The organism is Microbacterium sp. 2MCAF23, from assembly GCF_052115565.1.
Taxonomy (GTDB): Bacteria; Actinomycetota; Actinomycetes; order Actinomycetales; family Microbacteriaceae; genus Microbacterium.
Window position 1 is genome coordinate 171063 of sequence record NZ_JBFRGY010000015.1, and the last position, 22899, is coordinate 193961.

General features: G+C 69.4%; 19 protein-coding genes. 13 read left to right on the top strand and 6 right to left on the bottom strand.

Annotated features, from left to right (window positions below):
* Window position 1: 1 nt before the first annotated feature.
* Window positions 2-1516, bottom strand: a complete 1515-nt coding sequence (locus tag AB4078_RS16195) for a DUF222 domain-containing protein (RefSeq protein WP_441977987.1) — start codon at window positions 1514-1516, stop codon at window positions 2-4.
* A gap of 348 nt (window positions 1517-1864) precedes the next feature.
* Between AB4078_RS16195 and AB4078_RS16200 the strand changes: the two genes are divergently transcribed.
* Window positions 1865-2428, top strand: a complete 564-nt coding sequence (locus AB4078_RS16200) for a J-domain-containing protein (RefSeq protein ID WP_441977988.1) — start codon at window positions 1865-1867, stop codon at window positions 2426-2428.
* A gap of 231 nt (window positions 2429-2659) precedes the next feature.
* Here the strand turns inward: AB4078_RS16200 and AB4078_RS16205 are convergent, their stop codons facing one another.
* Window positions 2660-3187 (bottom strand): hypothetical protein, encoded by a 528-nt coding sequence (locus AB4078_RS16205; RefSeq protein ID WP_441977989.1) that lies wholly within the window; start codon window positions 3185-3187, stop codon window positions 2660-2662.
* The gene (locus tag AB4078_RS16210) at window positions 3184-3657 is read right to left on the bottom strand and encodes a DM13 domain-containing protein (protein WP_441977990.1); all 474 of its coding nucleotides are present in this window, start codon (window positions 3655-3657) and stop codon (window positions 3184-3186) included. The genes AB4078_RS16205 and AB4078_RS16210 overlap by 4 nt, the downstream gene beginning before the upstream one ends.
* Before the next feature lie 143 nt (window positions 3658-3800).
* On the opposite strand from AB4078_RS16210, the gene AB4078_RS16215 reads away from it, so the two are divergent.
* The 6 genes from AB4078_RS16215 to AB4078_RS16240 all read left to right on the top strand — a co-directional run bounded on the left by AB4078_RS16215 (window position 3801) and on the right by AB4078_RS16240 (window position 11220).
* A complete protein-coding gene (locus AB4078_RS16215) occupies window positions 3801-4511 on the top strand; it encodes a response regulator transcription factor (RefSeq protein WP_441977991.1) in 711 nt (236 codons plus the stop codon).
* A gap of 85 nt (window positions 4512-4596) precedes the next feature.
* Entirely contained in the window at window positions 4597-5748 is a 1152-nt protein-coding gene (locus tag AB4078_RS16220) for a sensor histidine kinase (protein WP_441977992.1), read from the top strand.
* 242 nt (window positions 5749-5990) lie between these two features.
* On the top strand, window positions 5991-7376 hold the full coding sequence (locus AB4078_RS16225) for a mechanosensitive ion channel (protein ID WP_441977993.1): 1386 nt from the start codon (window positions 5991-5993) through the stop codon (window positions 7374-7376).
* A gap of 263 nt (window positions 7377-7639) precedes the next feature.
* The gene (locus AB4078_RS16230) at window positions 7640-9607 is read left to right on the top strand and encodes a M13 family metallopeptidase (RefSeq protein ID WP_441977994.1); all 1968 of its coding nucleotides are present in this window, start codon (window positions 7640-7642) and stop codon (window positions 9605-9607) included.
* Between the two features lie 261 nt (window positions 9608-9868).
* Window positions 9869-10261 (top strand): hypothetical protein, encoded by a 393-nt coding sequence (locus AB4078_RS16235; RefSeq protein WP_440734337.1) that lies wholly within the window; start codon window positions 9869-9871, stop codon window positions 10259-10261.
* An 83-nt stretch (window positions 10262-10344) separates the two neighbouring features.
* Complete coding sequence (locus AB4078_RS16240; RefSeq protein ID WP_441977995.1) at window positions 10345-11220, top strand: NAD-dependent epimerase/dehydratase family protein; 876 nt, start codon at window positions 10345-10347, stop codon at window positions 11218-11220.
* An 81-nt stretch (window positions 11221-11301) separates the two neighbouring features.
* Here the strand turns inward: AB4078_RS16240 and AB4078_RS16245 are convergent, their stop codons facing one another.
* Entirely contained in the window at window positions 11302-12771 is a 1470-nt protein-coding gene (locus tag AB4078_RS16245; RefSeq protein WP_441977996.1) for a peptide MFS transporter, read from the bottom strand.
* 159 nt (window positions 12772-12930) lie between these two features.
* On the opposite strand from AB4078_RS16245, the gene AB4078_RS16250 reads away from it, so the two are divergent.
* Window positions 12931-14316, top strand: a complete 1386-nt coding sequence (locus tag AB4078_RS16250; RefSeq protein WP_441977997.1) for a glycine--tRNA ligase — start codon at window positions 12931-12933, stop codon at window positions 14314-14316.
* Window positions 14317-14670: 354 nt separating this feature from the next.
* Here AB4078_RS16250 and AB4078_RS16255 read toward each other — a convergent pair whose 3' ends face one another.
* The gene (locus AB4078_RS16255; RefSeq protein ID WP_441977998.1) at window positions 14671-15567 is read right to left on the bottom strand and encodes an RNA polymerase sigma-70 factor; all 897 of its coding nucleotides are present in this window, start codon (window positions 15565-15567) and stop codon (window positions 14671-14673) included.
* Entirely contained in the window at window positions 15564-16160 is a 597-nt protein-coding gene (locus tag AB4078_RS16260) for a carboxymuconolactone decarboxylase family protein (RefSeq protein WP_441977999.1), read from the bottom strand. The genes AB4078_RS16255 and AB4078_RS16260 overlap by 4 nt, the downstream gene beginning before the upstream one ends.
* A 215-nt stretch (window positions 16161-16375) precedes the next feature.
* Between AB4078_RS16260 and AB4078_RS16265 the strand changes: the two genes are divergently transcribed.
* The 5 genes from AB4078_RS16265 to AB4078_RS16285 all read left to right on the top strand — a co-directional run bounded on the left by AB4078_RS16265 (window position 16376) and on the right by AB4078_RS16285 (window position 22884).
* Entirely contained in the window at window positions 16376-17365 is a 990-nt protein-coding gene (locus tag AB4078_RS16265; RefSeq protein WP_441978000.1) for a Gfo/Idh/MocA family protein, read from the top strand.
* 1 nt (window position 17366) lies between these two features.
* Window positions 17367-18137, top strand: coding sequence for an IclR family transcriptional regulator (locus AB4078_RS16270; protein ID WP_441978001.1), 771 nt, complete (start codon window positions 17367-17369; stop codon window positions 18135-18137).
* Window positions 18138-18188: 51 nt separating this feature from the next.
* Window positions 18189-19394 (top strand): GDSL-type esterase/lipase family protein, encoded by a 1206-nt coding sequence (locus AB4078_RS16275; protein WP_441978002.1) that lies wholly within the window; start codon window positions 18189-18191, stop codon window positions 19392-19394.
* 229 nt (window positions 19395-19623) lie between these two features.
* Entirely contained in the window at window positions 19624-20670 is a 1047-nt protein-coding gene (locus AB4078_RS16280) for a zinc-dependent alcohol dehydrogenase (protein WP_441978003.1), read from the top strand.
* Window positions 20671-20679: 9 nt separating this feature from the next.
* Entirely contained in the window at window positions 20680-22884 is a 2205-nt protein-coding gene (locus AB4078_RS16285) for a family 78 glycoside hydrolase catalytic domain (protein ID WP_441978004.1), read from the top strand.
* Window positions 22885-22899 lie beyond the last annotated feature (15 nt).

The window sequence follows — 22899 nt, forward strand, 5'->3', positions numbered from 1 at the left end:
GTCATCCGGGTGGGCCGAGGGCGTCGGTGAGGACGCGGCGGACGTGCTGCGGGTCGCCGCCGCGGATGCGCGGTCGGTGCCAGGTGCCGTGCGGGTCCCACCAGGCTGGTCCGCGGATTTCGGGGACGCCCGCGTTCATGCGGATCTGCCATCCGGAGGTGTCGAGGGTGCGGTGGTGGTGCCAGCACAGGGCGACGCCGTTGCTGGTGTGGGTCGGGCCGCCGTGGGCGTGTTCTTGGACGTGGTGGATCTCGCACCAGGTGGCGGGGACGTGACAGCCAGGGATGAGGCATTCCCGGTCCCGGAGCTGGATGGCGCGGCGCTGGATCGCGGTGAAGATACGGGCGGTTGTCCCGATGGACACGATCTGTCCGTGTTCGTCGAACAGGACCCGTTGGATCCCGCCGGTGCAGGCGGTGTGCCGGGCGATGGACAACGGCACGTCGGTGCCGGTGCCTTCGATGAACGCCCGCCCGCGCCCGGCGGCGTAATCCTGCGCGGTGACGGACACGACCAGGGTCGGTGCCGCCCCGCCCAGGTCGGGGGTGGCCCCGGAGGCGGCTGCGGCGTGCAGGATCGCGGCAAAGTTGTCGTGGTTGCGCTGTGCCGGGGTGCGCGGGTCCTCGGGAGCGGGGAGACCGTCGAAGAGACCAGGATCCGAATCAACCGCAGGATCAGGACCCGCCGGGTCCGTGTCGTCGGTCTCGAAGGTGACTGTCCCGGAGTCGAGGTTCGGGGAGCTGGGTGCGGCGGGGTTGTTGAAGGCGTCCATCAGCCGTTGCAGCAGCCCGGCGACCTCGGGCAGGGCGCGCCCGCCGAACGGGTGCGTGCCGTCACGGAGCTTCCCGATCCAGAAACTGCGGGACCGGTCCGCTTTGGCGTCGTCGGGTTCGGCACCGTCCGGGTCCAGGGCGAGCATCAACGCCCGTGCGTAATCGGCGAGCTCGTCCGTCGACGGTGCCGGCCCTGGCCGGCCGTGCTCATCGGCCAGGTCCAACCCGCGTGCGGTGTTCGCGAGCAGGGCGTCCACCGCTTCCCGCTCGTCCGTGCTGATCCGGGTACCGGCACGTTCCACCGGGCTGATGGCGGCGAGCAGTCCCGTGACCGAGAGCTCACCGTCCCTGAGCGCCTGCCCGAGATGTTCGTAGCGGGCTGCGGTGTGCTCGCCCGAGGAGAGCAGGAAGTCTTTGCCCACGGCGTCGGCGGCTCGCACATACCCGCGCGCGGTGCCGGCGTCGACCCGCAGCGCCCGCCGGATCAGCTCCGTGACATCCCGGCACCCAGCCAAGGTGGTGATCTTCTCCGAGGGCAACCCCGTGTCGCGGTGGCGCCCGCGCGCCACCGCGCTGGTGATCGCCGGGTCCAGCAGGCGCTGCACCTGCCCGCACTCGCGCAGGACCCGAATCGTCTCCGCATCCTCTGTCCCCTCGAACTGGGCGTCGAGCTCACTCCGCACGCTCGCCTGCTGGAGCAGGTGCTGAACCTGCTCCAGAGCCTCACGCAACGGGGATGTCATACCCTCATTCAACTCCGGGCCACCGACATTCGAACCCCAGATCAGGCCGCAGAACCAAACTTGTGGAGATCTCGTCAGAATCCGCACCTGTGGAGGACGAACCGGACGTGTTCGGTGGTCGCAGATTGCGGTTCTCCGACCCGAATAACCGCAATTCGCGACCACTGAGCGGAGGGACAAACGCGCGGAGCAGGCGGGCAAACGAACAGAAGGGGGAACGAAGTATGAAGGAACGAGGGATGGAAGGAACGGGCGCAGAAGGAGGGGGCGAAACGAACCCGACGCCGCGCCACCCGCATCCCCGTAGTCTGGAAGGACCCGAGGTCCGACCAGAACCGGAGGAGCGTCATGACGGATGAAGCGCACCGGCGCCGCTCGCATGCCGAGCGCTTGCTAGGCCGCACGCCCCCAGAGTCCAGCGCGGCCACCACGCCGCCCACCGCCCCGCCCGCGGTCCTGAACGCCGAGACGATGCCGGCGATCGTCGAGACCGCGATCCAGGTGGCCATCCGTCAGGGTCAGTTCGACGACCTCCCTGGAGCGGGCAAGCCCATCCCCGGGCTCGGCGACCATCACGATCCGGACTGGTGGATCCGGCGCAAGATCGAGCGGGAGAACCTCACCGGCCTCGGTCCGCCGGCGCTGATGCTGCGCGTCGAGGACCGCGAACTCGACTCGCAGCTCGACGACCTGCGGAGCGAGAACGACGTGCGCGCCGTGGTGGAGGACTTCAATCGCCGCGTGATCGAGGCCAGGCGTCAGCTGCTCGGCGGGCCACCCGTCGTGACGAAGCCCCGCGACGTGGAGGCTGAGCTCGAGGCCTGGCACGAGCGGCGCGACCGCCGGGAGGCAGCCAGGGTCGAGCCCGCCCCCGCCGCCGAGCGGAAGAAGCGCTGGTTCCGGAAAGCCTGACGGACCGGATCCGGATCCGTGTCACCGCACTCGGGACGCTGATTCCGGACCCCACTGGAACGAGGCGCTCACCTGACGCCAGAAGCCCTTTCGTCCCTCGCGAAAGGGCATCTGGCGACCAGCGAACGCCTCACCGCTCCGACTCGGCCGAATGCGGTTCCAGCCTCACCTCCCGGACCCAGCCGAACGCGGTTCCCAGCCCCACCTGCCCCCGGCCGGATACGGCTTCCCTCACCGCCTGGACGAAGCCGGCGTAGCCGAGCCCCGCCCGCGCCGCCGCTCCCACCACCACGCGACGCCGATGCGCCCCGACCATGGCAGCGCCAGCACGACGGCAGACAGCAGCACCATCGCCGGATACTGCGCGATGAGCTGGTCCGACGACCAGTAGAGCATCAGCGTGGCGACGGATCCGAGCGCCACGAGTGTCGTGAGCACCCGCCCGAGGCCGAGGATGAGCAGCACGCCCAGCCCCACCTCGAGTACGGGGATCGCGATCCCGAACAGCCCCGGCGCCGACTGCATGAGCGCCCCCAGCGGGTGGAAGAAGAACGGCACCCGCGTGTTGCCCGCGGCGCTCTGCGAGACGAGCAGGATGTCGGCGGATCCGAACCCGGCGCGGTACTTCAGGATCCCCTCGTTCAGCCACAGCACGCCCGCGGCGATCCGAGCCACCGCACCGAGGAACGCCGAGGCGGTCAGCCAAGGCGCGGTGCGGGCCGGCGTCCCCGTGCCGGTCCGCACCGCCGTCGCGGTCATGACAGCGCAGCGGCCCCGAAGACCGCCTTGGCCTTGTCGCAGTGGATCACGACGTCGGTGTACATCGACGCGTCGACACCGTCCAGCATGAACGTCTGCGAGTCCTTGTCGAAGGCGACCGGGTCGATCTGCTTGCCGGCGGAGACCGCGGCCTCATCGGTGCCGTTGGTCAGGTAGACGTGCAGGTCGGGGCCCTCGTCGGAGGAGAAGCCGGAGAGGGTCAGCTCGGATCCGGAGATCGTCACGGTGCCCTTCACGTTCTTGCCGTTCAGGCCCATGAACGTGCCGGTCTTCGACATGTCATGCATGTCCGACGCCATCGGCGAGGAGGACGGCATCGGGGTGGACGACGACATGGTGTCGCCGGAGGTCGGTGAGGCCGCGGGGGTCGAGCTGCAGCCCGCGAGAGTCAGGCCCAGGGCGAGGACGGCGACGCCGAGCGAGGCGGGGACGAAAGCGGTCTTGCGCATGATTGCTCCATTCCGTGGCGGGATCCGCCACATGGTTTCGAGGACAGTGGCGACGCTAGAACGGCCGGAATCGCCGCGGGGGAGTTCTTTCGGGGCCGTAAGGAACTCGGATCCGCCTCGGTCGCCGGGGCTAGCCTCTGAGCATGGAGATGCCCGGATCCGTTCTGCCCCGCGTGGTGGTCGTCGAGGACGACCCGACCGTGCGGGCCGCGGTCGAGCGCTATCTCGCGGCGAACGGCTACCGCGTCGACGGGTTCGGCGACGGCGTCAGCGCGCAGCGCGCGGTGCAGGCGGATCCGCCTGACGTGCTCATCGTCGACCGCATGCTTCCGGGCATCAGCGGAGACGAGCTGGCGCGCGATGCGAGGGCGCGCTCTGCGGTGCCGATCATCATGCTCACCGCGCTGGGCGAGGTGGAGCAGCGCATCGAGGGGCTGGAGACCGGCGCCGACGACTACCTCGTGAAGCCCTTCGCGCTGCGCGAGCTGCTGCTGCGGGTGGGCGCGCTGCTGCGCCGGTCCCTGGCGGCGTCCGCGCCGACGCGGGAGATCGTGCGCGGCGACTTCCGACTGGATCCGGCCCGGCGCCGGGTGCACGTGCGCGGCGAGGAGGTGCCGCTCGCCGCCCGCGAGTACGAGCTGCTCGCGCACCTCGTGCAGCACGATGGCGAAGTGCTCTCCCGCGACGACATCCTGCGCGAGGTCTGGGGCTGGTCGTTCGGCGAGGCCAGCACGGTGACCGTGCACGTGCGCCGGCTGCGGGAGAAGATCGAGCACGATCCGCGCCACCCCCTGCACCTGCTCACGGAATGGGGCGCCGGCTACCGGTTCTCGGCGGACGGAGCCGGCTCATGATGGCGCGCTTGCGCTCGGTTGCGGGGCGGACCCGGCGCGTGCCCGGGCGGGCTGTGCGTGTTCAGCAGCGGAGCGGATCCGGCTCATGATGCCCCTCGGCGTCGCGGATGTGCTGCTGATCCTGCTCACCGCACTCGTCTGCGCGGCGGTCGTGACGTGCGCGGCGGTGCTGGTGCTGCGCCGCGCGCGCCGGGCAGGGCTGACCCTGCGCCTCGTGGTCGTCGGCGTGGCATCGGTGCTCGCCCTCGCGACGGGTGTGCTCGCGATCTCGGCCGAGATGTACCTGTCGGCGCACGACTTCACGGTGCTGGTGTGGGTGCTCGGCGCGGCGCTGCTGTGCGCGCTCGCGACGGCCTGGATCACCGCCCGTGCGGCGCGGAGCTCGGTGCGGGGGCTTTCGGCCGCGGTGCGCCGTGTCGGCGAGGGCGACGTCGTCGACCGCGGATCCAGCGGATGGCGCGAGTTCGACGACCTGTCCGCCGAGCTCGCCGAGGTGTCGGCGAAGCTCAGCGACGCGCGGGCCGAGCTGGAGCGGCTGGACTCCGACCGCCGGCGCTTCCTCGCGTGGATCTCGCACGACCTGCGCACCCCGCTGACCGCGATTCGCGCGCTCGCCGAGTCCGCGGAGGAGGGCCTCGCGGATCCGGACGCGTTCCCCGGTCAAGTCCGCGCACAGGTCGAGACGATGGGCCGGATGGTGGACGACCTGTTCGAGCTGTCGCGGATCACCTCGGGCTCGCTGCGGCTGCGCACCGAGCAGGTCGAACTGCTCGACGTGGTCTCGGACGCGGTCGCCGACGTGCGCGCCGCCGCGGGGGAGCACCACGTACGGATCGTGCAGCAGGGCATCGACGGCCACGTGCTGTGGGCGGATCCGCATCAGCTCACGCGCGTGATCGTGAACCTGCTCACCAACGCGGTGCGGCATGCGCCCGAGGGATCCGAGATCCTCGTCTTCGCCGAATCGCCGTCGCCGCACCGGCTGGTGCTGGCAGTCCTCGACCACGGCAGCGGTGTGGCCGTGGAGGACCTGGACCGCATGTTCGAGGTGGGATGGCGCTCGGATCCGTCCCGCACCAGCGGCACCGCGCCGGATGCAGTGGCGTCGGGGGCCGGTCTCGGCCTCGCGATCGCGCGGGGTCTTGCCCGGGCGCACGGCGGCGACGTGTTCGCCGAGCACACCGACGACGGCTTCTGCCTGAAGGTGCTGCTGCCGGTGGGCGAGCCCGGATCCTGAGGCCCGCTCAGGCCCCGGGCAGGGCCCGCCACGGCGTCGACCCGGCCCAGCGGCACTGAAGCCGCCAGGGCGGACCGTACCCGATCCCGACGGCCATGTACAGGACCGTGCGAATGGCTTCGGAGAGCGCCACAGTCGGGCGCAGGAGGCCCGATTGCGCCGAACGACGTGATGATTCCGTGCTTCCGGCGTCTCATTGACAGGTACATCTTCAATGTCGCAGATACCGCAGGAGGAAGATAATGCAACTCTCCACTGGCTCGATCGACTGGCTGTCGATCGGGATGAAGGTACTCATCGCCATCGTGATCCTGCTGGTCACCTGGCTGATCGCCTGGATCGTGCGCTGGATCTTCGCGCGCCTCGTGGGCAGAATCGGCTTCCTGCGCAGACAGGGAGCAGACGGAGCCCAGGTCGGCCAATCGATCGGGCAGATCGCGAGCCTGCTGGTATGGCTCCTCGGCCTCATCGCCGTGCTCCAGGTGTTCTCGCTCAATCAGGTGCTCGCCCCGCTGCAGGGCCTTGTGGACGGCGTGCTCGGCTACCTGCCGAACATCATCGGTGCCGGCATCGTGTTCTTCATCGGGTTCGTGCTCGCCAAGATCGCCCGGCAGCTGGTGGTCACGGCTCTGGGGACGGTCGACTTCTCGCGGTTCGGCCGTCGTCTCGGCGCGAAGGCCGACTCGGCCACCGGAACCGCCCATGCAGAGACCGTCGCGGCTCCCGTGGCGGAGAACAAGGGCAAGATCGTCCCGCTCATCGGGAACCTCGTGTTTGGCGTGATCGTGATCGTCGTCGCCATCGCGGCGCTGCAGGTACTCGGCATCGCCGCCATCTCGCGGCCGGCCGAGCAGATGCTGACGATGTTCCTGGCGGCGCTGCCCGCGATCATCGCGGCTGTGATCCTGCTCGCGATCGGCTACGTGATCGCGCGCTTCCTCGGTGAACTGCTCGAAGGGCTCCTGCAGGCCGGGGGCACCGACCGGGCACTGTCCAGCGCGGGTGTGGTGCCTGAGGGCACCAGTGCATCGACGATCATCACGCGCATCGTGCAGACCGCGATCATGATCTTCTTCGCAATCATGGCGACCCGGCTGCTCGGCTTCCCCGAGGTGACCCGGATCCTCGACCAGATCCTCGCTGTCGGCGGCCGAGTGCTGCTCGGTGGAGTCGTGATCGCGGCGGGCTTCCTCATCGCCTCGGTGCTCGCCCGGGTGCTGGGCGACAGCACCATGGTGAAGGTGCTGCGCTACGCCACGATCGCGCTGTTCGCCGCCATGGGGCTCAAGGCCATGGGGCTCGCGGACTCGATCATCAACCTCGCGTTCGGCGCCGTCGTGATCGCCGCCGGGCTGGCCGCCGCTCTCGCGTTCGGTCTCGGCGGTCGTGAGGCGGCCGGCCGTACCCTGAACCGTCTCGCTGCGAAGGCGGAGGCCGCGATGCCGTCGCACGCGGAGCCGGCAGCCCCGGCGCCGGCGGGTTCGGCGCCGGCGGCATCGCCCTCGGCGGCATCGTCGGGCCGGACGGCCACGGGCGCGGGTGACGTGCGCCCGAAGGCCGGGTCCACCGACTCCGGAACGACGCCTCCCGTCGCGGAAGACGGAGACGGGGTCGGCGCGCCGAACTGACCGGCCCGTGAACTCTCCAGCCGGTGCCAGATGGCGGGAGAACTACCGTTTGGCGGGACAAACGGGCCGGATCCGGCCGCCAAGCGATGAATCCCCCGCTGAACGGCAGGACTCGCCGCAGAGCCCCGGACAGCCCGTCGCCGCGCGGACGGAGTCGGCGTACATTCGCCGCTCCGTTCGATCTGGCGCAGTCCGCGACCAGCGAACAGCCGCGGCGCGGATCCGCTCTCCTCTTGTCGGGGCGTCCGCATAGGCTGGGCCTCATGACCGACGTTCTTCCCTCCGGGCTCGCCATCGGCGACTTCGACCCCGCGATCCGCCCTCAGGACGACCTCTACCGGCACGTGAACCACACGTTCCTCTCCACCACGGAGATCCCCGCAGACAAGGCGCGCTGGGGATCCTTCCACCTCCTCGCCGACCAGTCCGAGAAGGACGTGCGCGCGATCATCGAGGAGTCCCAGGGCGCTGAGCCCGGCACCGAGGCGCGCAAGATCGGCGACCTGTACGCGAGCTTCATGGACACCGAGCGCATCGCCGCCCTCGGCACCGCTCCGCTGGCCGCGCCGCTCGCCGCGGTCGACGCGATCACCACGATCGACGAGTTCCTCGCGACGGTCGGATCCTTCGACCGCCAGGGCATCGCCGCTCTGATCGGCGTGTTCGTGGAGCCGGATCCGGGCAACCCCGAGCGCTACGTGCCGTTCGTCGTGCAGGCCGGCATCTCACTGCCCGACGAAAGCTACTACCGCCTCGACAGCTTCGAGGGCACCCGCGCCGCCTACCGCGCCCACCTGGAGCGGATCCTGGATCTCGCGGGTGTCGCCGACGCCGCAGGGCAGGCCGACCGCGCCTTCGCGCTCGAGCACGACATCGCCGGCCACCACTGGGACAACGTGGAGAGCCGCGACGCGGTCAAGACGTACAACCTGAAGAGCTGGGACGAGTTCCAGACGCTCGTCGGCGTGGACCTCGCCTCGTGGCGCGACGCCGTCGCGGGCCCGGCCGGAGCCGACGCGTTCGCCGAGGCCGTCGTCTACCAGCCGAGCTTCTTCGAGGGCCTCGGATCCCTGCTCACCGCAGAGCGCCTGGACGACTGGAAGGCCTGGCTGCGGGCCAAGGTCGTGCACGGTCTCGCCGCCTACCTCACCGACGACATCGTGCAGGAGAACTTCTCGTTCTACGGCACCGAGCTGACCGGCGTCCCCACGATCCGCGAGCGCTGGAAGCGCGGCGTCTCGCTCGTGGAGGGCGCGCTCGGCGATGCGGTCGGCAAGGTCTACGTCGAGCGGCACTATCCGCCGGCGGCCGAGGCGGCCATGAACGAGCTCATCGGCAACCTGCTCGAGGCGTACCGCCAGTCGATCACGACGCTCGAGTGGATGAGCCCGGAGACCCGCGAGAAGGCGCTCGCCAAGCTCGACACGTTCACGCCCAAGATCGGGCACCCCAAGGTGTGGCGCGACTACTCGACCGTGACGGTCGATGCCGGGGACCTGATCGGCAACGCCGGCCGCGCTGCGCAGTTCGAGCACGATCGCACGATCGGCAAGGTGGGCAAGCCCATCGACCGCGACGAGTGGTTCATGCCGCCGCAGATGGTGAACGCGTACTACAACCCGCTGATGAACGAGATCGTGTTCCCGGCCGCGATCCTGCAGTACCCGTTCTTCGACGCCTCCCGCGATGCGGCGGCCAACTACGGCGGGATCGGATCCGTCATCGGCCACGAGATCGGGCACGGCTTCGACGACCAGGGCAGCCGCTACGACGGCGACGGCAAACTGCAGGACTGGTGGACGGACGAGGACCGCGCCGCGTTCGAGGAGCGCACGAAGTCGCTCATCGCGCAGTACGACGCGCTCGTGCCGGAGGGGCTGAGCGCCGAGCACCACGTGAACGGCGCCCTCACGATCGGTGAGAACATCGGCGACCTCGGCGGCCTCGGCATCGCGCTCAAGGCGTACGAGATCGCGCTCGGCGGCGAGGAGGCGCCCGTCATCGACGGCCTGACCGGCGTGCAGCGCCTGCTGCTGTCGTGGGCGCAGGTGTGGCAGCAGAAGAGCCGCGAGGCCGAGACGATCCGCCTGCTGACCATCGACCCGCACTCGCCCAACGAGTTCCGCTGCAATCAGATCCTGCGGAACATCGACGCCTTCTACGAGGCGTTCGACGTGACCGAGTCGGACAAGCTCTGGCTCGCCCCCGAGGAGCGCGTCACGATCTGGTGATCGTCTGACCGCGCGAACGCCCGCCCCGATCTCCGGGGTGGGCGTTCTGTCGTTCGGCGGTTGCACTGCCCGCCCCGCCTCGGCGAGAGCACATCCTCTCGCCGAGTGCACATCCCCGTCGCGCCGTGGGCATGTGCACTCGCGGGGAGCATGTGCTCTCGAGGCCCTGGGCACCGCGTTTCGTCTCGCTCCTCGCTGCGCTCGCTCCTCGCTGCGCTCGGGGCTCGCTCAACGACCGGGAGCGCCGACTAGGCTCGCCCCATGATCCCCGCAGACTGGACCCCGCATCGCCGCGAGGACGGCGAACTCCTGGGCTGGATCCGCCCCGAGGGCGCCGACTGGCTCGCCGTCGACGTGCTCGGGCGCGAGGTCACCGGCGAGATCGACTGGCTCGACGCCGAGGCGGCGCTCGAGGAGCACGGGATCCGCTGGCTCGCGGATCCGTGGATCCTGGAGGGCGAGGGACCGGAGCCGCTGCGGGTGCAGATCGTGGAGGTCGTGCCGGAGGGCGATGGCCGGATCACGGTCAAGGTCGACGACTTCGGCGACATGCAGCGTCCGCCCACGCAGCGTTACACGCTGGCGTGGCCCCTTCCCGCGCGACTGCGCCCGCTCGGCCCCGACGATCCGGACGGGCGCACGATCACCCGCTGACCGGCACGCCATTCCGTACCGGAACGGATCCGACGCGCCGCGGACGGGAATACCACCCTGCGTGCGGCACGTTCGCGAAACGTATGAAGGTTCTTCTCACCGGCGCGACCGGATACATCGGCACTTCCGTCCTCGACCGGCTGCTCGCGGAGGGTCACGCGGTCACCGCCCTGGTCCGCGATACGGCGAAGGCACGCGTGGTCGAAGAAGCGGGGGCGACAGGGCTGGTCGGCGATGTCACCGACGCGACGCTCATCGCAGAAGCTGTGCGCGCGGTCGACGGCGTCATCCACACGGCCTCCACGCCCGAGGGCGACGCGGCGTTCATCGACGCCGTGCTCGGCGCGCTCGAAGGCACCGGCAAGCCGGTCGTGCACACCGGCGGCATCTGGAGCTACGGCTCCTCGGGCGACATCACCGAGGACACGGCCCTCGACCGGCCCGCCCTCACGGCCTGGCGTGGAGCGGGAGAGGCCCGCGTCCTGGGCGCGGCCGGCGTCCGCGGGACCGTCGTCGCGCCCGCGACGGTGTACGGCCGCGGTGGCGGACTGGTGCGGCTGCTCACCGACGAGACCGACGGCGGAGTGCTCCTGATCGGCGACGGCAGCCAGCACTGGACCACGGTCGACGTCGACGACCTGGCCGCGCTGTACGTGCTCGCGCTCGAGAAGGGCGGCCGGGGCGAGACGTACATCGGGGCGTCCGGGCAGAACCCGACCGTGCGCGAGCTCGGCGAGGCGATCGCCGCCGGTTACGGCGTGACGGAGGGCGTCCGCGCCGAGAGCGTCACGGAGACCCGTGAGCGTCTGGGCGAGGCCTTCGCCGATGCGCTCCTGCTCGACGAGCAGGCCACCGGCGCGAAGGCCCGGGCCGAGCTCGGATGGGCGCCGACCGCGCGCCCGCTCGTCGCGCAGCTCGCCGCGGGCGAGTATCTCGGCGAGAGCGTCTCCGCCCGCTGAGCACGAAGGCCGAGGCCGGGCGCTGATCGCCCGGCCCCGCCTTTCGTCTCCCTGCGCCCGCTCAGAGCCCATGCTTCCCGGTCAGCGCACGCCCTTCATGAGCGCGAGAACGGGCTTGACCGACACCAGCAGCCCGATCCCGACGATGATCGCGATCGCGCCGAGGATCGAGAAGTACGGCACCTCATTGTGCGGGTCGTAGAACTGCACGAGCCAGCCGGAGATCGCGGTGCCCAGCGACACGGACAGGAAGAACAGCGCGACCATCTGCGTGTGGAACGCGGCCGGCGCCAGCTTCGTGGCCGCGGACAAGCCGATCGGCGACAGCAGCAGCTCGGCGACCGTGAAGACGAACAGGATCCCGATGATCGCCAGCAGCGGGGTCGAGTTCGCAGCGCCCCCGGCGAACGGCAGGAACAGCAGGAACGCGGCACCCATGACGATCGCGCCGAGTGCGAACTTCACCGGCGTGGACGGCTGACGGGCGCCGAGCTTCGTCCAGATCGCGGCGAACACCCCGGACAGCACGATGATGAACACCGGGTTGATCGACTGCACCCACGACACCGGCATCTCCCAGCCGAACAGGTCGCGGTTCAGGCGCTCGTCCGAGTACACCGTCAGCACGGTGAACTGCTGCTGGTACAGCGACCAGAACGCCACGCTCGTGATGAACAGCGGCAGGAACCCCCACACCCGGGAGCGCTCGGTCGCGTCGATGCGGCGGCTCGTGAGGATCACCGCGAAGTAGGCGATCGCGGCGACGGTGGCCGCGATGATCACCATGGTCGACAGGTTGTCCGCGCGGATCACGCCGACGAGCACGAGCACGACGATGAGCAGGATCGCGGCGATCGCGACGATCACGGCCGTCAGATAGCGGTTGCGCGGCAGCGGGTTCGCGATGCGGCTGGCCTCGGCCGGCAGCCCACGGCGTCCGAACGAGTACTGCACGAGGCCGGCGGCCATGCCGATCGCGGCGAGGCCGAAGCCGAAGTGGAAGCCCAGCGTCGACTGCAGCAGACCGGTGAGGATCGGTCCGAAGAATCCGCCGAGGTTGATGCCCAGGTAGAAGAGCGAGAAGCCGGCGTCGCGCCGCGGGTCCTCGGCCGCGTAGAGGGTGCCGACCACGGAGGTGGCGTTGGCCTTGAGGCCTCCGGATCCGATCGCCACGAGCACCAGACCCACGCCCACGCCCACGACGCCCGGCAGCAGTGCCAGGGCGATGTGGCCCGCCATGATCACGATCGCGCTGAAGAACAGCGTGCGCTCGGATCCGAGGATACGGTCCGCGACCCAGGCGCCGAGGATCGTGGCCAGATAAACGGATCCGCCGTAGGCGCCGACGATGCCGCCGGCGATGCCCTTGTCGAGGCCGAGCCCTCCGTCGGTGACGGAGTAGTACAGGTAGATGAGCAGGATCCCCTGCATGCCGTAGAAGCTGAACCGCTCCCACATCTCCACCCCGAACAGGTGGGCGAGGGCCCACGGCTGCCCGAAGAATCGGGTGTCGTGGTCGCCGTGCTTCTCGGTCTCCTGTGCGGTGCTCATCATTCCAGCGTAAGCCGCGCCGGCGCGCGCCGCGGAAAGGCCCGACTCAGCCCACCGCCCCGAGCACGAACCCCGCGTCGAGGAGAAGAGGTCCCGGATAGGATTGAGTCGCGCCTCTTCGTGCGCATTCCCCGCATCATCGCGACCATTGGAGCCACCGTGGCCGAACAGTCCCGTCTTGACAAGGTCATCGCCCTCGCCCGCCACCGCGGGTTCGTGTTCCAGGCGGGTGAGATCTACGGGGGCTCACGCTCGGCCTGGGACTACGGCCCCCTCGGCACCGAGCTCAAGGAGAACATCCGCCGGCAGTGGTGGCAGACGTTCGTGCGCGGCCGCGGCGACATGGTGGGTCTGGACTCCTCGATCATCCTGCCCAAGCGGGTGTGGGAGGCCTCGGGCCACGTCGCGACGTTCACGGATCCGCTCGTCGAGTGCCTCCAGTGTCACAAGCGCTTCCGCGCCGACACCCTCATCGAGGACTTCGAGGCCCGCAAGGGCCGTCCCGCCGAGAACGGCCTGGCCGACGTGCCCTGCCCCAACTGCGGCACCAAGGGCCAGTACACCGAGCCCAAGGCGTTCTCGGGTCTCGTGAAGACCTACCTCGGCGTGGTCGACGACGAGTCCGGCGTGTACTTCCTGCGCCCGGAGACCGCGCAGGGCATCTTCGTGAACTTCTCGAACGTGCTCACCGCCTCGCGCAAGAAGCCGCCGTTCGGCATCGGCCAGGTGGGCAAGGCGTTCCGCAACGAGATCACGCCCGGTAACTTCATCTTCCGCACGCGCGAGTTCGAGCAGATGGAGATCGAGTACTTCGTGCCGCCCACCGAGGCGCAGGAGTGGTTCGAGCACTGGGTGCAGGAGTGCTGGGACTGGTTCATCGACCTCGGGATCAACCCCGAGAACATGCGTCAGTTCGATGTGCCGGAGGACGACCGCGCGCACTACTCCGCCGGCACCATCGACGTCGAGTACCGCTTCGGCTTCGCGGGCAAGGAGTGGGGCGAGCTCATGGGCGTCGCCAACCGCACCGACTTCGACCTGACCAACCACAGCGAGGCCTCCGGATCCTCGCTCACCTACTTCGACCAGGCCTCGGGCGAGAAGTACACCCCCTACGTGATCGAGCCGTCGTTCGGCCTCACCCGCTCGATGATGGCGTTCCTCGTGGACGCCTATGTCGAGGAGGAGGTGCCGAACGCCAAGGGCGGATCCGACGTGCGCACCGTGCTGAAGCTCGACCCGCGCCTCGCGCCGGTCAAGGTCGCGGTGCTGCCGCTCAGCCGCAACGAGCGCCTCTCGCCGCTGGCCCGCGAGGTGGCCGACAAGCTGCGCGGGCACTGGGCGATCGACTTCGACGACGCCGGTGCGATCGGCCGCCGCTACCGCCGTCAGGACGAGATCGGCACCCCGTTCTGCGTCACGATCGACTTCGACTCCCTCGAGGACGACGCGGTGACCGTCCGCGACCGCGACACGATGGCGCAGGAGCGCGTGCCGCTCGCCGAGCTCGACACTTATCTGTCGGAGCGCCTCAAGGGCGCCTGACCGGGCATGACGAAGGGCCGCGATTCACCGGGTGAATCGCGGCCCTTTCGCCGTCTCAGCGTCGGGCGCTCAGAAGTCTTCGCCCTCGGCCTGTGAGGGGTGCTTCTCGAACCAGACGGGGCGGCCGATGTGCAGCAGCGCGTCGGAGTCGAACAGTTCGGGGTCGCGTTCCATGGAGGTGCTCCTTGTGGACAGGGGTGGCTTGGATCCAGTTTCCGGTGCATTCGCCCGCCCTTCTGGGCGATCTGCCGTGAAAGAACCTCGGATCCTTCGCAATGTGCAAGGAATGAGACGTGGTGGATGGTCGCAGGGCTCCGGCCTCGCGCTGTGGCAGATCAGGGGGCTGCACCGGGATCAGCGGGCGAGCGGCGCCTCGGCGTCCAGCCCGGAGAGCTTGCCCGGGTTGGCGACCGAGAAGACCTGCGTGATGCGGCCCTCCTCGACCGTGAAGCTCACCGCCGCGAGTAGCTCGCCGCCGACCTGGATCCCCGCGGCGAGCATGCCGTTCACCCGCAGCGGGATCACCGTGAAGGCCGTGTCGAGCTTGGCGATGCTGCCCTGCAGGAACGCCACGACGCGGTCGGCGCCGTGCAGCGGTCGCCGTGCCGCGTGCCGCACGAGCCCGCCGCTGTCCGTGACCGACACCACGTCGGGCGCGAGCACATCCATGAGCCCCTGCACGTCGCCGGAGTTCATCACCGCGATGAAGCGCTGCACCGCGAGATCGTGCTCGGAGGCGTCGACCGCGATGCGCGGGCGGCGGGCGGCCACGTGGTCGCGGGCGCGGTGCGCGATCTGCCGCACCGCCGCCGGGGTCTTGCCCACTGCGTCGGCGATCTCGTCGAACGGCACGTCGAACACCTCGCGCAGCACGAACACCGCGCGCTCGGTCGGGCCCAGCGTCTCGAGCACCGTGAGCATCGCGACCGACACGCTCTCGGCGAGCACCACGTCCTCGGCCACGTCGGCGGTCGTCAGCAACGGCTCCGGCAGCCACGGGCCCACGTACTCCTCGCGCCGGCGGGACGCCGTCCGCAGCAGGTTCAGGGACTGCCGGGTCACGGTGCGCACCAGATAGGCGCGGGGATCGCGCACGTCGTCGCGATCGGCCGACGCCCAGCGCAGCCACGATTCCTGCAGCACGTCCTCGGCGTCTGCCGCGGATCCGAGCATCTCGTACGCGACCGTGAACAACAGGCCGCGGTGCGTGACGAACGGATCCTCGGTCGCCGGCCGGCTCACGTCGCTCATGCCGGCGACGTTACGCGGGTCTCGCCCCGCGTCGCCAGGGGTGCCAGCCCGCAGGCGTCCGCGAAGCCATCGGAGTGGATCCCCAGCGCGATGTTGGATCGGGCCGTCGCGTTGAGGTAGCCGACCTTCGCGGCGAGCTCGAGTAGAGCCGGGGCGCCCAGCTCGGCGAGCAGTGCGTCGGAGAGCTCGTCGGTGACCGCGGGCGGCGTCAGGCTCATCGCCTCGGCGTACTCCATCACGAGCCGCTCCCGGTGCGTGAACCGGGTGGACTCGCGCCAGATCGGCACCTCGCGGGCCTTCTCCTCATCGAGCCCGTGGTCGTGGGCCATGAAGTAGTGCAGGTCGAGGCAGAAGCTGCAGCCGACGGTCGCGGCCGCGGTCATCGTCGCCAGCGTCGACAGGCTCTTGTCGAGCTCGTGCCACTTCTCGGTCTTGCGGCCGAAGTTCATCATGTCCGTGAACACCGGGCGGTGGTGCCAGAGCACCCCGATCGAGTCGGGCACCCTGCCGAACATCTTCTTCGTGGCGAACTTCACCACGGCGCCGTACAGTCCGGTCACCTCGGTCGCGGGGATGCGGGCCTGAATCGTCATGATCTGCTCCTTCTGCGGCGCGCTTCTCGCGCCTTCGAACATGGAGACACCGGCCGCGGCGGATGTGTGACATCCGGATCCGAAGTCCGGTCGATGTTCCGACGCGGCCCGCGAACGTCGTCGTCGCCGCCGGCCCATTTGGTCATGCATGAGAAATCAACTTCTTGCTTCTGAACTGTCTTGCTATCATCGAGAACGTGACGACAGGAGGCGCAATGGCAGCGCAGCGCGACCCCGATGCGGTTCGTATCGCCATCATCGGCGCCGGTCGCATGGGGCAGCGTGCCGTCGAGCTGTTGAGCCGACGCCCCGGCGTGGAGGTCGTCGCGGTCCTCGATCCCGATGTCGAGCGTGCTGCGAGCTCTGGTGCGCGTGCCGTACGGCGAATGCAGGAGCTCGACGGGCTTGCGGACGCGGTCTACATCGCCTCGCCCAGTGCGTTGCATGGCGAGCACTGCATCGCCGCGGCGAAGCTCGGCGTGGACATCCTCGTGGACAAGCCTCTCGCCCTCAGCTCGACCGAGTCCGATGAGGTGATCCGGGCCGTGCGCTTCTCCGGCGTGAGGCTCATGGTCGGGTTCAGTTATCGCTACCGGGCGGAATGGCGTCAGGCTCATGACTGGGTGCATGCGGGACGGATCGGCGCCGTCACGCTCATCACCGACACCGTGGTCGAGGCGGCGACAGAGACACCGGACTGGTATTGGCGCACCGCTGACGGTGGCGGTGTGATCCAGCTCCAGTCCCATCATCTGTTCGATCGGATCGCCTGGATCGCGGGGGTGCCGGTTCTCCCCAGGGCTGCGGTGGTCGGCCCCGCGGATGGGCGAGCGGAGCGGCATCTTTCGGTTCTCGCCACTGCCGGATCCGCGCCGGTGGGTCTCACGCTCGGATTCGCAGACGGGTACGACGACGCCGGTGCCGCCCAGCTGCTCGTTCAGGGCGAGCGCGGGCACATCGTCGTGGACTCCGTCCGGCGCACCGCGACGCTCGTCTGTGCCGGAGAGCCCCCGGTCGTGATGTCGGCGGGGAATGATGACTGGTTCGCCGCCGAGCTGGACGCCTTCGTCGCCGGCGCGGCAGACGGCGAGCCCGGTGTCGAGGAGGGGGCGGCGGCCGTCGCCGCCGCGGAAGAAGTGCTGCGGCTGGTCGCCGGTGAGAGACTGTCCGAACTGTCGCACATGTCCCGGAATGGATCCCAGTGAAATGACCGAGTCCCAGCAGAACGTCAAATCGGCCCAGCGGACCTTGGAGCTTCTCGAGGTGGTGGCGCGTCACGAGCACGGCGTCACCTTCGTAGACCTCGCGCAGGAGCTGCCGTATCCGAAGAGCAGCCTGCATGGCCTGCTGCAGACCATCGTGACGATGGGATGGCTCACGTTCGACCCGGACGATCGCACCTACGCCGTCGGCGTCAAGCCGTGGGAAGTCGGCCAGGCGTTCCGGCGCAGCCGTGACATCGTGATCCACGCGCGACCCGCGATCCTCGCCGCCAACGCCGAGCTCGACGAGACCATCCAGCTGGGCATCCTCGACGATCTCGACGTGGTCTACATCGACAAGGCGGAGGGCACGAAGCCCCTGCGCCTGGTGTCGAATGTCGGCAGCCGCCTGCCGGCCTACGTCACCGGCATCGGCAAGGCCCTGCTCAGCGGTCTCGACATCGGCCTGTTGCAGAGTCGATTCGCGGGGCGGGACCTGCCCGGCTACACGGCCCACACGATCACCTCGGGCGACGTCCTGCTCGATGTGCTCGGGCAGGTGCGAAGCCAGGGATACGCCGTGGACGACGGGGAATACACCGACGGGGTGTACTGCGTCGCGGTGCCGATCGTCGGACGTGCCGGCCAGGTCGTCGCTGCGATGAGCTGCTCGGTGCCGAAAGTGCGGATCGAGAGCGGTGACATGCGCTCCGCCCGCATGATCGAGGTGCTCTCCAGCAACGGAAGGCGCATTTCCGAGGCGCTGACCGCCTGACCCATGGCGGCGCGACGCGCCACGCCATCGCTGACAGAAACCGGAGCGTCGATGCGGGACATCATTGTTGACCTCGGCAGCCTCGGCATCGCGCCGATCGATGTGCGGGAGGTGTGCGGCGAGCGTGTCCATCTTCCTGCAGGCGCGCCGGACCGTTGGCTGCACGGGTGGCATCTGCGAGGCGTGGTCAGTGACTTCCGCGGGAGTGACGACACCCCGGTCCCGGGGGCCCTCGTCCGGGGGACCGTGCGCCTCGAGGTGGGTGGGCGCCGGCTCGACGAGGGGACCGACTACCTCATCGACGACACGTGGGGCGCGCTGACGCGTGTCGGGGACTGGTCCGGGGACGCTGCTGCGACGTACCGCGTGGCCCTTCGTCGTGTCGATGCGGTGATCGATCGTGGCGACGGCGCGTTCGAGGTCATTCCGGGCGTGCCACACCTCTCCAACCCGCTTCCGCCTCACGCGGCAGGTCTGCGACATGTGGCGAACGTGTACGTGTCGGCCGCGGGCGTCGAGCTGCTCCCGTTGCGCGAAGAGCCGGGCGTGGTGCGATCCTCCCCCCGGCCCGATCTCTTCCCGGCCGTCGCTCGCGTGCGCGCCGACGGCGAGCGTCCGTTGCGGATCACCTGCTGGGGCGACAGCGTCACCGTCGGCGCGTCATCGTCGAGCCCGTGGAGCTCCTATCCGCAGCTCGTCTCGTACGGGCTCGCCTCGGCGGGGCGACCTGCTGAGGTGACGGTGGTGGCCGTCGGCGGCACGACTTCGGCCCAGTGGCTGGATCCTGGGCGCCTCGATCTGCCGTTCTCCGCCGTCGTCGATTCCAACCCAGACCTTCTCATCGTGGAGTTCGTCAACGACGCCGAGGGCGACCTCACGACGTGGGAGCGCTCCTATGCGGAGATCAGGGAACGCGCGGTGCGGATGGGGGCCGATCTGCTGCTGATGACTCCGCATTTCGTGATGCCCCCGTGGATGGGCCACGAGCGACTGGACGAACCTGACCGGCGCCCCTATGTGGCGTTCCTCCGTGCGTTCTGCGCGACGCACGAACTGCCTCTCGCCGATGCAGCGCGCGCGTGGGAGGCGTTGTTCGCAGAGGGTACGGCCTACCCGACGTTGCTTCGGAACGGGATCAACCATCCGGATGATCGGGGACATGCCATCTACGCGCGCGAAGCGCTCGCGGCGATGGGAGCGATCATGCCGCTCGAGCCACGGCCCGTGGTCGTGACCCCGGGGTGGATGGCGGACTGAAGCTCCCGCCCGCCCTCACTCGGGCGGGAGCAGTCCTTGGGGTGCCCGTGAACCGTGCGCCGAGGGTCGGCAGCATGTTCGCTGTGGCTCGTCCGAGTGTATCTGGAGTTGCACGTCAATGTGAATCAAACTTCATAAGCATGATCAAGCCTTAAGAAATATGCGCTAGATTGACGCCAAGTCGTTCGTACAGACGATCTTTAGTTCAAGCTAGTGAAACGAGGCTTCCATGCGAGCGCTGGTGCTGCGAGGGAACAATGACCTTGTGGTCGAGGACCGCCCGACGGCCGATCTCGGCGCCGACGAGGTGCGGATAGAGATCATCGCCACCGGGATCTGCGGTTCCGACATCCATGGGTATACCGGTGAGAACGGCCGTCGTTTCCCGGGGCAGGTGATGGGTCACGAGACCGTCGGTCGTGTGACCGAGATCGGCGGCGGGGCGGAAGGGTCCGCATTGCTCCTCGGCGATCTGGTGACCGTCAACCCGGTCATCGGATGTGGGCGGTGCGCGGCCTGCATGTCGTCGCGGTCGCTGGAATGCGGCGAGAGCCGTGTCATCGGCGTCGTGCCGGACATCAGTGCTGCGTTCGCCGAGACCATGGTGGTGCCGGCGCGGAACGTAGTCCGGTTCTCCGCGGAGCGGCACCCCCTCGTGGGAGCGCTCGTCGAGCCGTTGGCCGTCGGGTACCGCGCCGCTCGACGCGGAGGCGTCACGGCGGGGAACGCCGTGCTGGTGATCGGCGGCGGCCCCATCGGACAAGCTGCGGCATTGGGCGCGCGCCGCCTGGGAGCAGACGTTGTCGTCACGGAGATGTCTGCGCCGCGGGCCGATCTGCTTCGTGCGCTGGGGTTCACCGTGTTCGATCCGCGTTCCGAGGGCCTCGCCGACTCCGTGGCCGCAGTTTTGGGGCGCGAGCCCGAGATCGTCATCGACGCCGTGGGGGTCAGCGCCACCGTGGGAGAGGCGCTGCGTCTCTCCCGCCGGGGCGGCACGATCGTGCTCGTGGGCATGGGATCGCCGAGGGCCGAGATCGACGCCTACCGGGTGAGCACTCAGGAGCGAACGCTGGTCGGCACGTTCTGCTACGCCGATGACGAGTTCGCAGACACGGCCCGCTGGGCTGCCGAGAACGCCGAGATGCTGGAAGCCCTGGTCAGCGAGGTCGTCGATCTCGACCAGGCTCCGCAGGCCTTCCGTGAGCTCGCGGAAGGCACATCACTCGCATCCAAGATCCTCGTGCGCTTCGCCGGCGCCCGTGCGGTCGCCTCGTAGGCTCGCACGATGAGCGCCTCTGAGCCGCGTACCGCGACCGTCGCCGACCTGATCGACGCGGCGAGCTGGATCACCTCCGCCTCCTGGATGGAGGACCGGAGCGGCAGTCTTCCCGTTCTGGCAGCCCGCTTCAGGCACGACGGTCGTTCCGAAACGATCGTGCTGCACCTCGCGGTCGCCGGCATCGCACGGGTGGAGGTCAACGGTCGTCCGATCACCCGGCACGTGCTGGAGCCGGGGTACGTCGATCACTCCGTGGTGTTAGAGGTCACCGAGTACGACATCACCGAGATCGTGCGCGACGGATCCAATACGGTGCGGATCGAGCTCGGACCGGGCACGTACGTCAGCGCCTCCTCCGACGGCCGCTGGACGCAGGTGGCCGCCGACTTCGGCGACCTCTGCGCCCGCGCGGTGATCGTCGCCGGCCATGGCACGAGCGCGCAGGTGCTCACCGCGACTGGCCCGGAATGGCGCGGCACCGTCGGCGGAACGGTGCGCTCCAACTGGACAGGGGGCGAGGACTTCGACGCCGAGCGGGACCGCGCCGCCCACGTCGACCGGCAGGACGAGTGGGCGGCCGCGGCAGCGCCGTTGCGGCCCCCGGTCACGCGGCTCGTGCCCCGCTCATCGCCCGCGGTCGCTCTCGCAGAGACCTTCGAAGCCGTGCTCGTCGAGAAGACCTACACGAAGTCGTTCGCTGTCGACTTCGGGCAGAACATCGCCGGCTGGCCGGAGATCACGGTGCCGGCACGGAGCCGCGTCACGATCGTGCCGGCGGAGATCCGCCACCCCGACGGTGTCGTCGACGCACGCACCGAGGGATGGGGGCCCGTGTTCCACACGGTGACCACGGGCGAGCACGAGGTCACGTGGAGTCCTCGATTCATGTACAACGGCTTCCGGTACCTGGACGTGCGCGGACTCGCCGAGGCGGACACGTCGATGTTCCGTGCGCGCGTGATCACCGCCGATGTCCCGCAGTCCGGCGCCTTCACCTGCTCCGACCCGTTGCTGGACCGCATCGACGACCTCATCGTGCGCGCCGTGCGCTCCAACGCCTTCTCGGTGTTCACCGACTGTCCGCAGCGCGAGAAGCTCGGGTATCTGGAGCAGCTGCACCTCGTCTTCGACAGCATCGTCCGCAACATCGATGCCCGTCCGGTCCTCGACCACATGGTCGATCTCATGATCGGAGCGCAGCGCGAGGACGGCAGCATCGGTCTGTGGGTCCCCGAGTGGGAGGAATGGGAGCACCCCTGGCGGGAGGATGCGAACTTCGCCGGGGCCATCGGCTTCCTTCCCTGGCTGATGTACCGCGAGTACGGCGATCCGGGCCCGCTGCTGAAGGCGCTGCCCACGCTGCTGCGGTACCTGGAACACGTCGAGGAGATCGCGGAGGGCGGGCTGCTGCGCTCCGGCCTCGGCGACTGGGACGGCCGGGCGTTCCGTCACGTGACGACGGTCGAGAGCACGACCTGGCACCGCCTGCTGGTCATCGCCGCCGAGGCGTGTGCACTCGGAGGCGACGTCGCGACGGGGCGACGGGTGGGAGAGCGTGCTGCGCGCCTGCGTGAACGGCTTCGTGCCGATTTGCTCGGCGAGGACGGACGGCTGCGGGAGGTCGGCGCGGCGGAGTTGTCGGTGACCTTGACCGCCGGAATCCTCACCGCGGACGAGGAGGCGGCGGGCGTCGACGAGCTGGAACGCCTGATCGTCGAGGGAGGCTACTCCGTGGATGTCGGAGAGATGGCGATGGCCTCGCTCGTCTCGGTTCTGACGCGTCACCGGCGGGACGGCACACTGTTGCAGATGTGCCGGGTCACGGACAGGCCGGGCTACGGCTACATGGTCGCGCACGGCGCGACGGCTCTCACCGAAACGTGGGACGGGCCGACCTTCGGATTCAGCCAGAATCACTTCATGAATGCCGCGATCTCCACCTGGTTCTCGCAGGGCGTGCTGGGAATCACTCAGCCCGCGTCATCGGTCGGATACTCCGAGCTCAAGATCGAGCCCCGGGTTGCGGCGGGTCTCACAGCGGCATCGGGATGGTATGACACTCCTCGCGGGCGTGTCGTCGTGGATTGGACCCTGCGCGACGGTGTGTTCTCGCTCACGGGGTCGGCGCCGGATGCCGGCGCCACCGTGATCCTGCCGTCAGGCGCACAACACCGAGCCGCCGGCGAGTTCGTGCTGGAGGAGCCGTTCTGACCCGCGAGGCGTGGT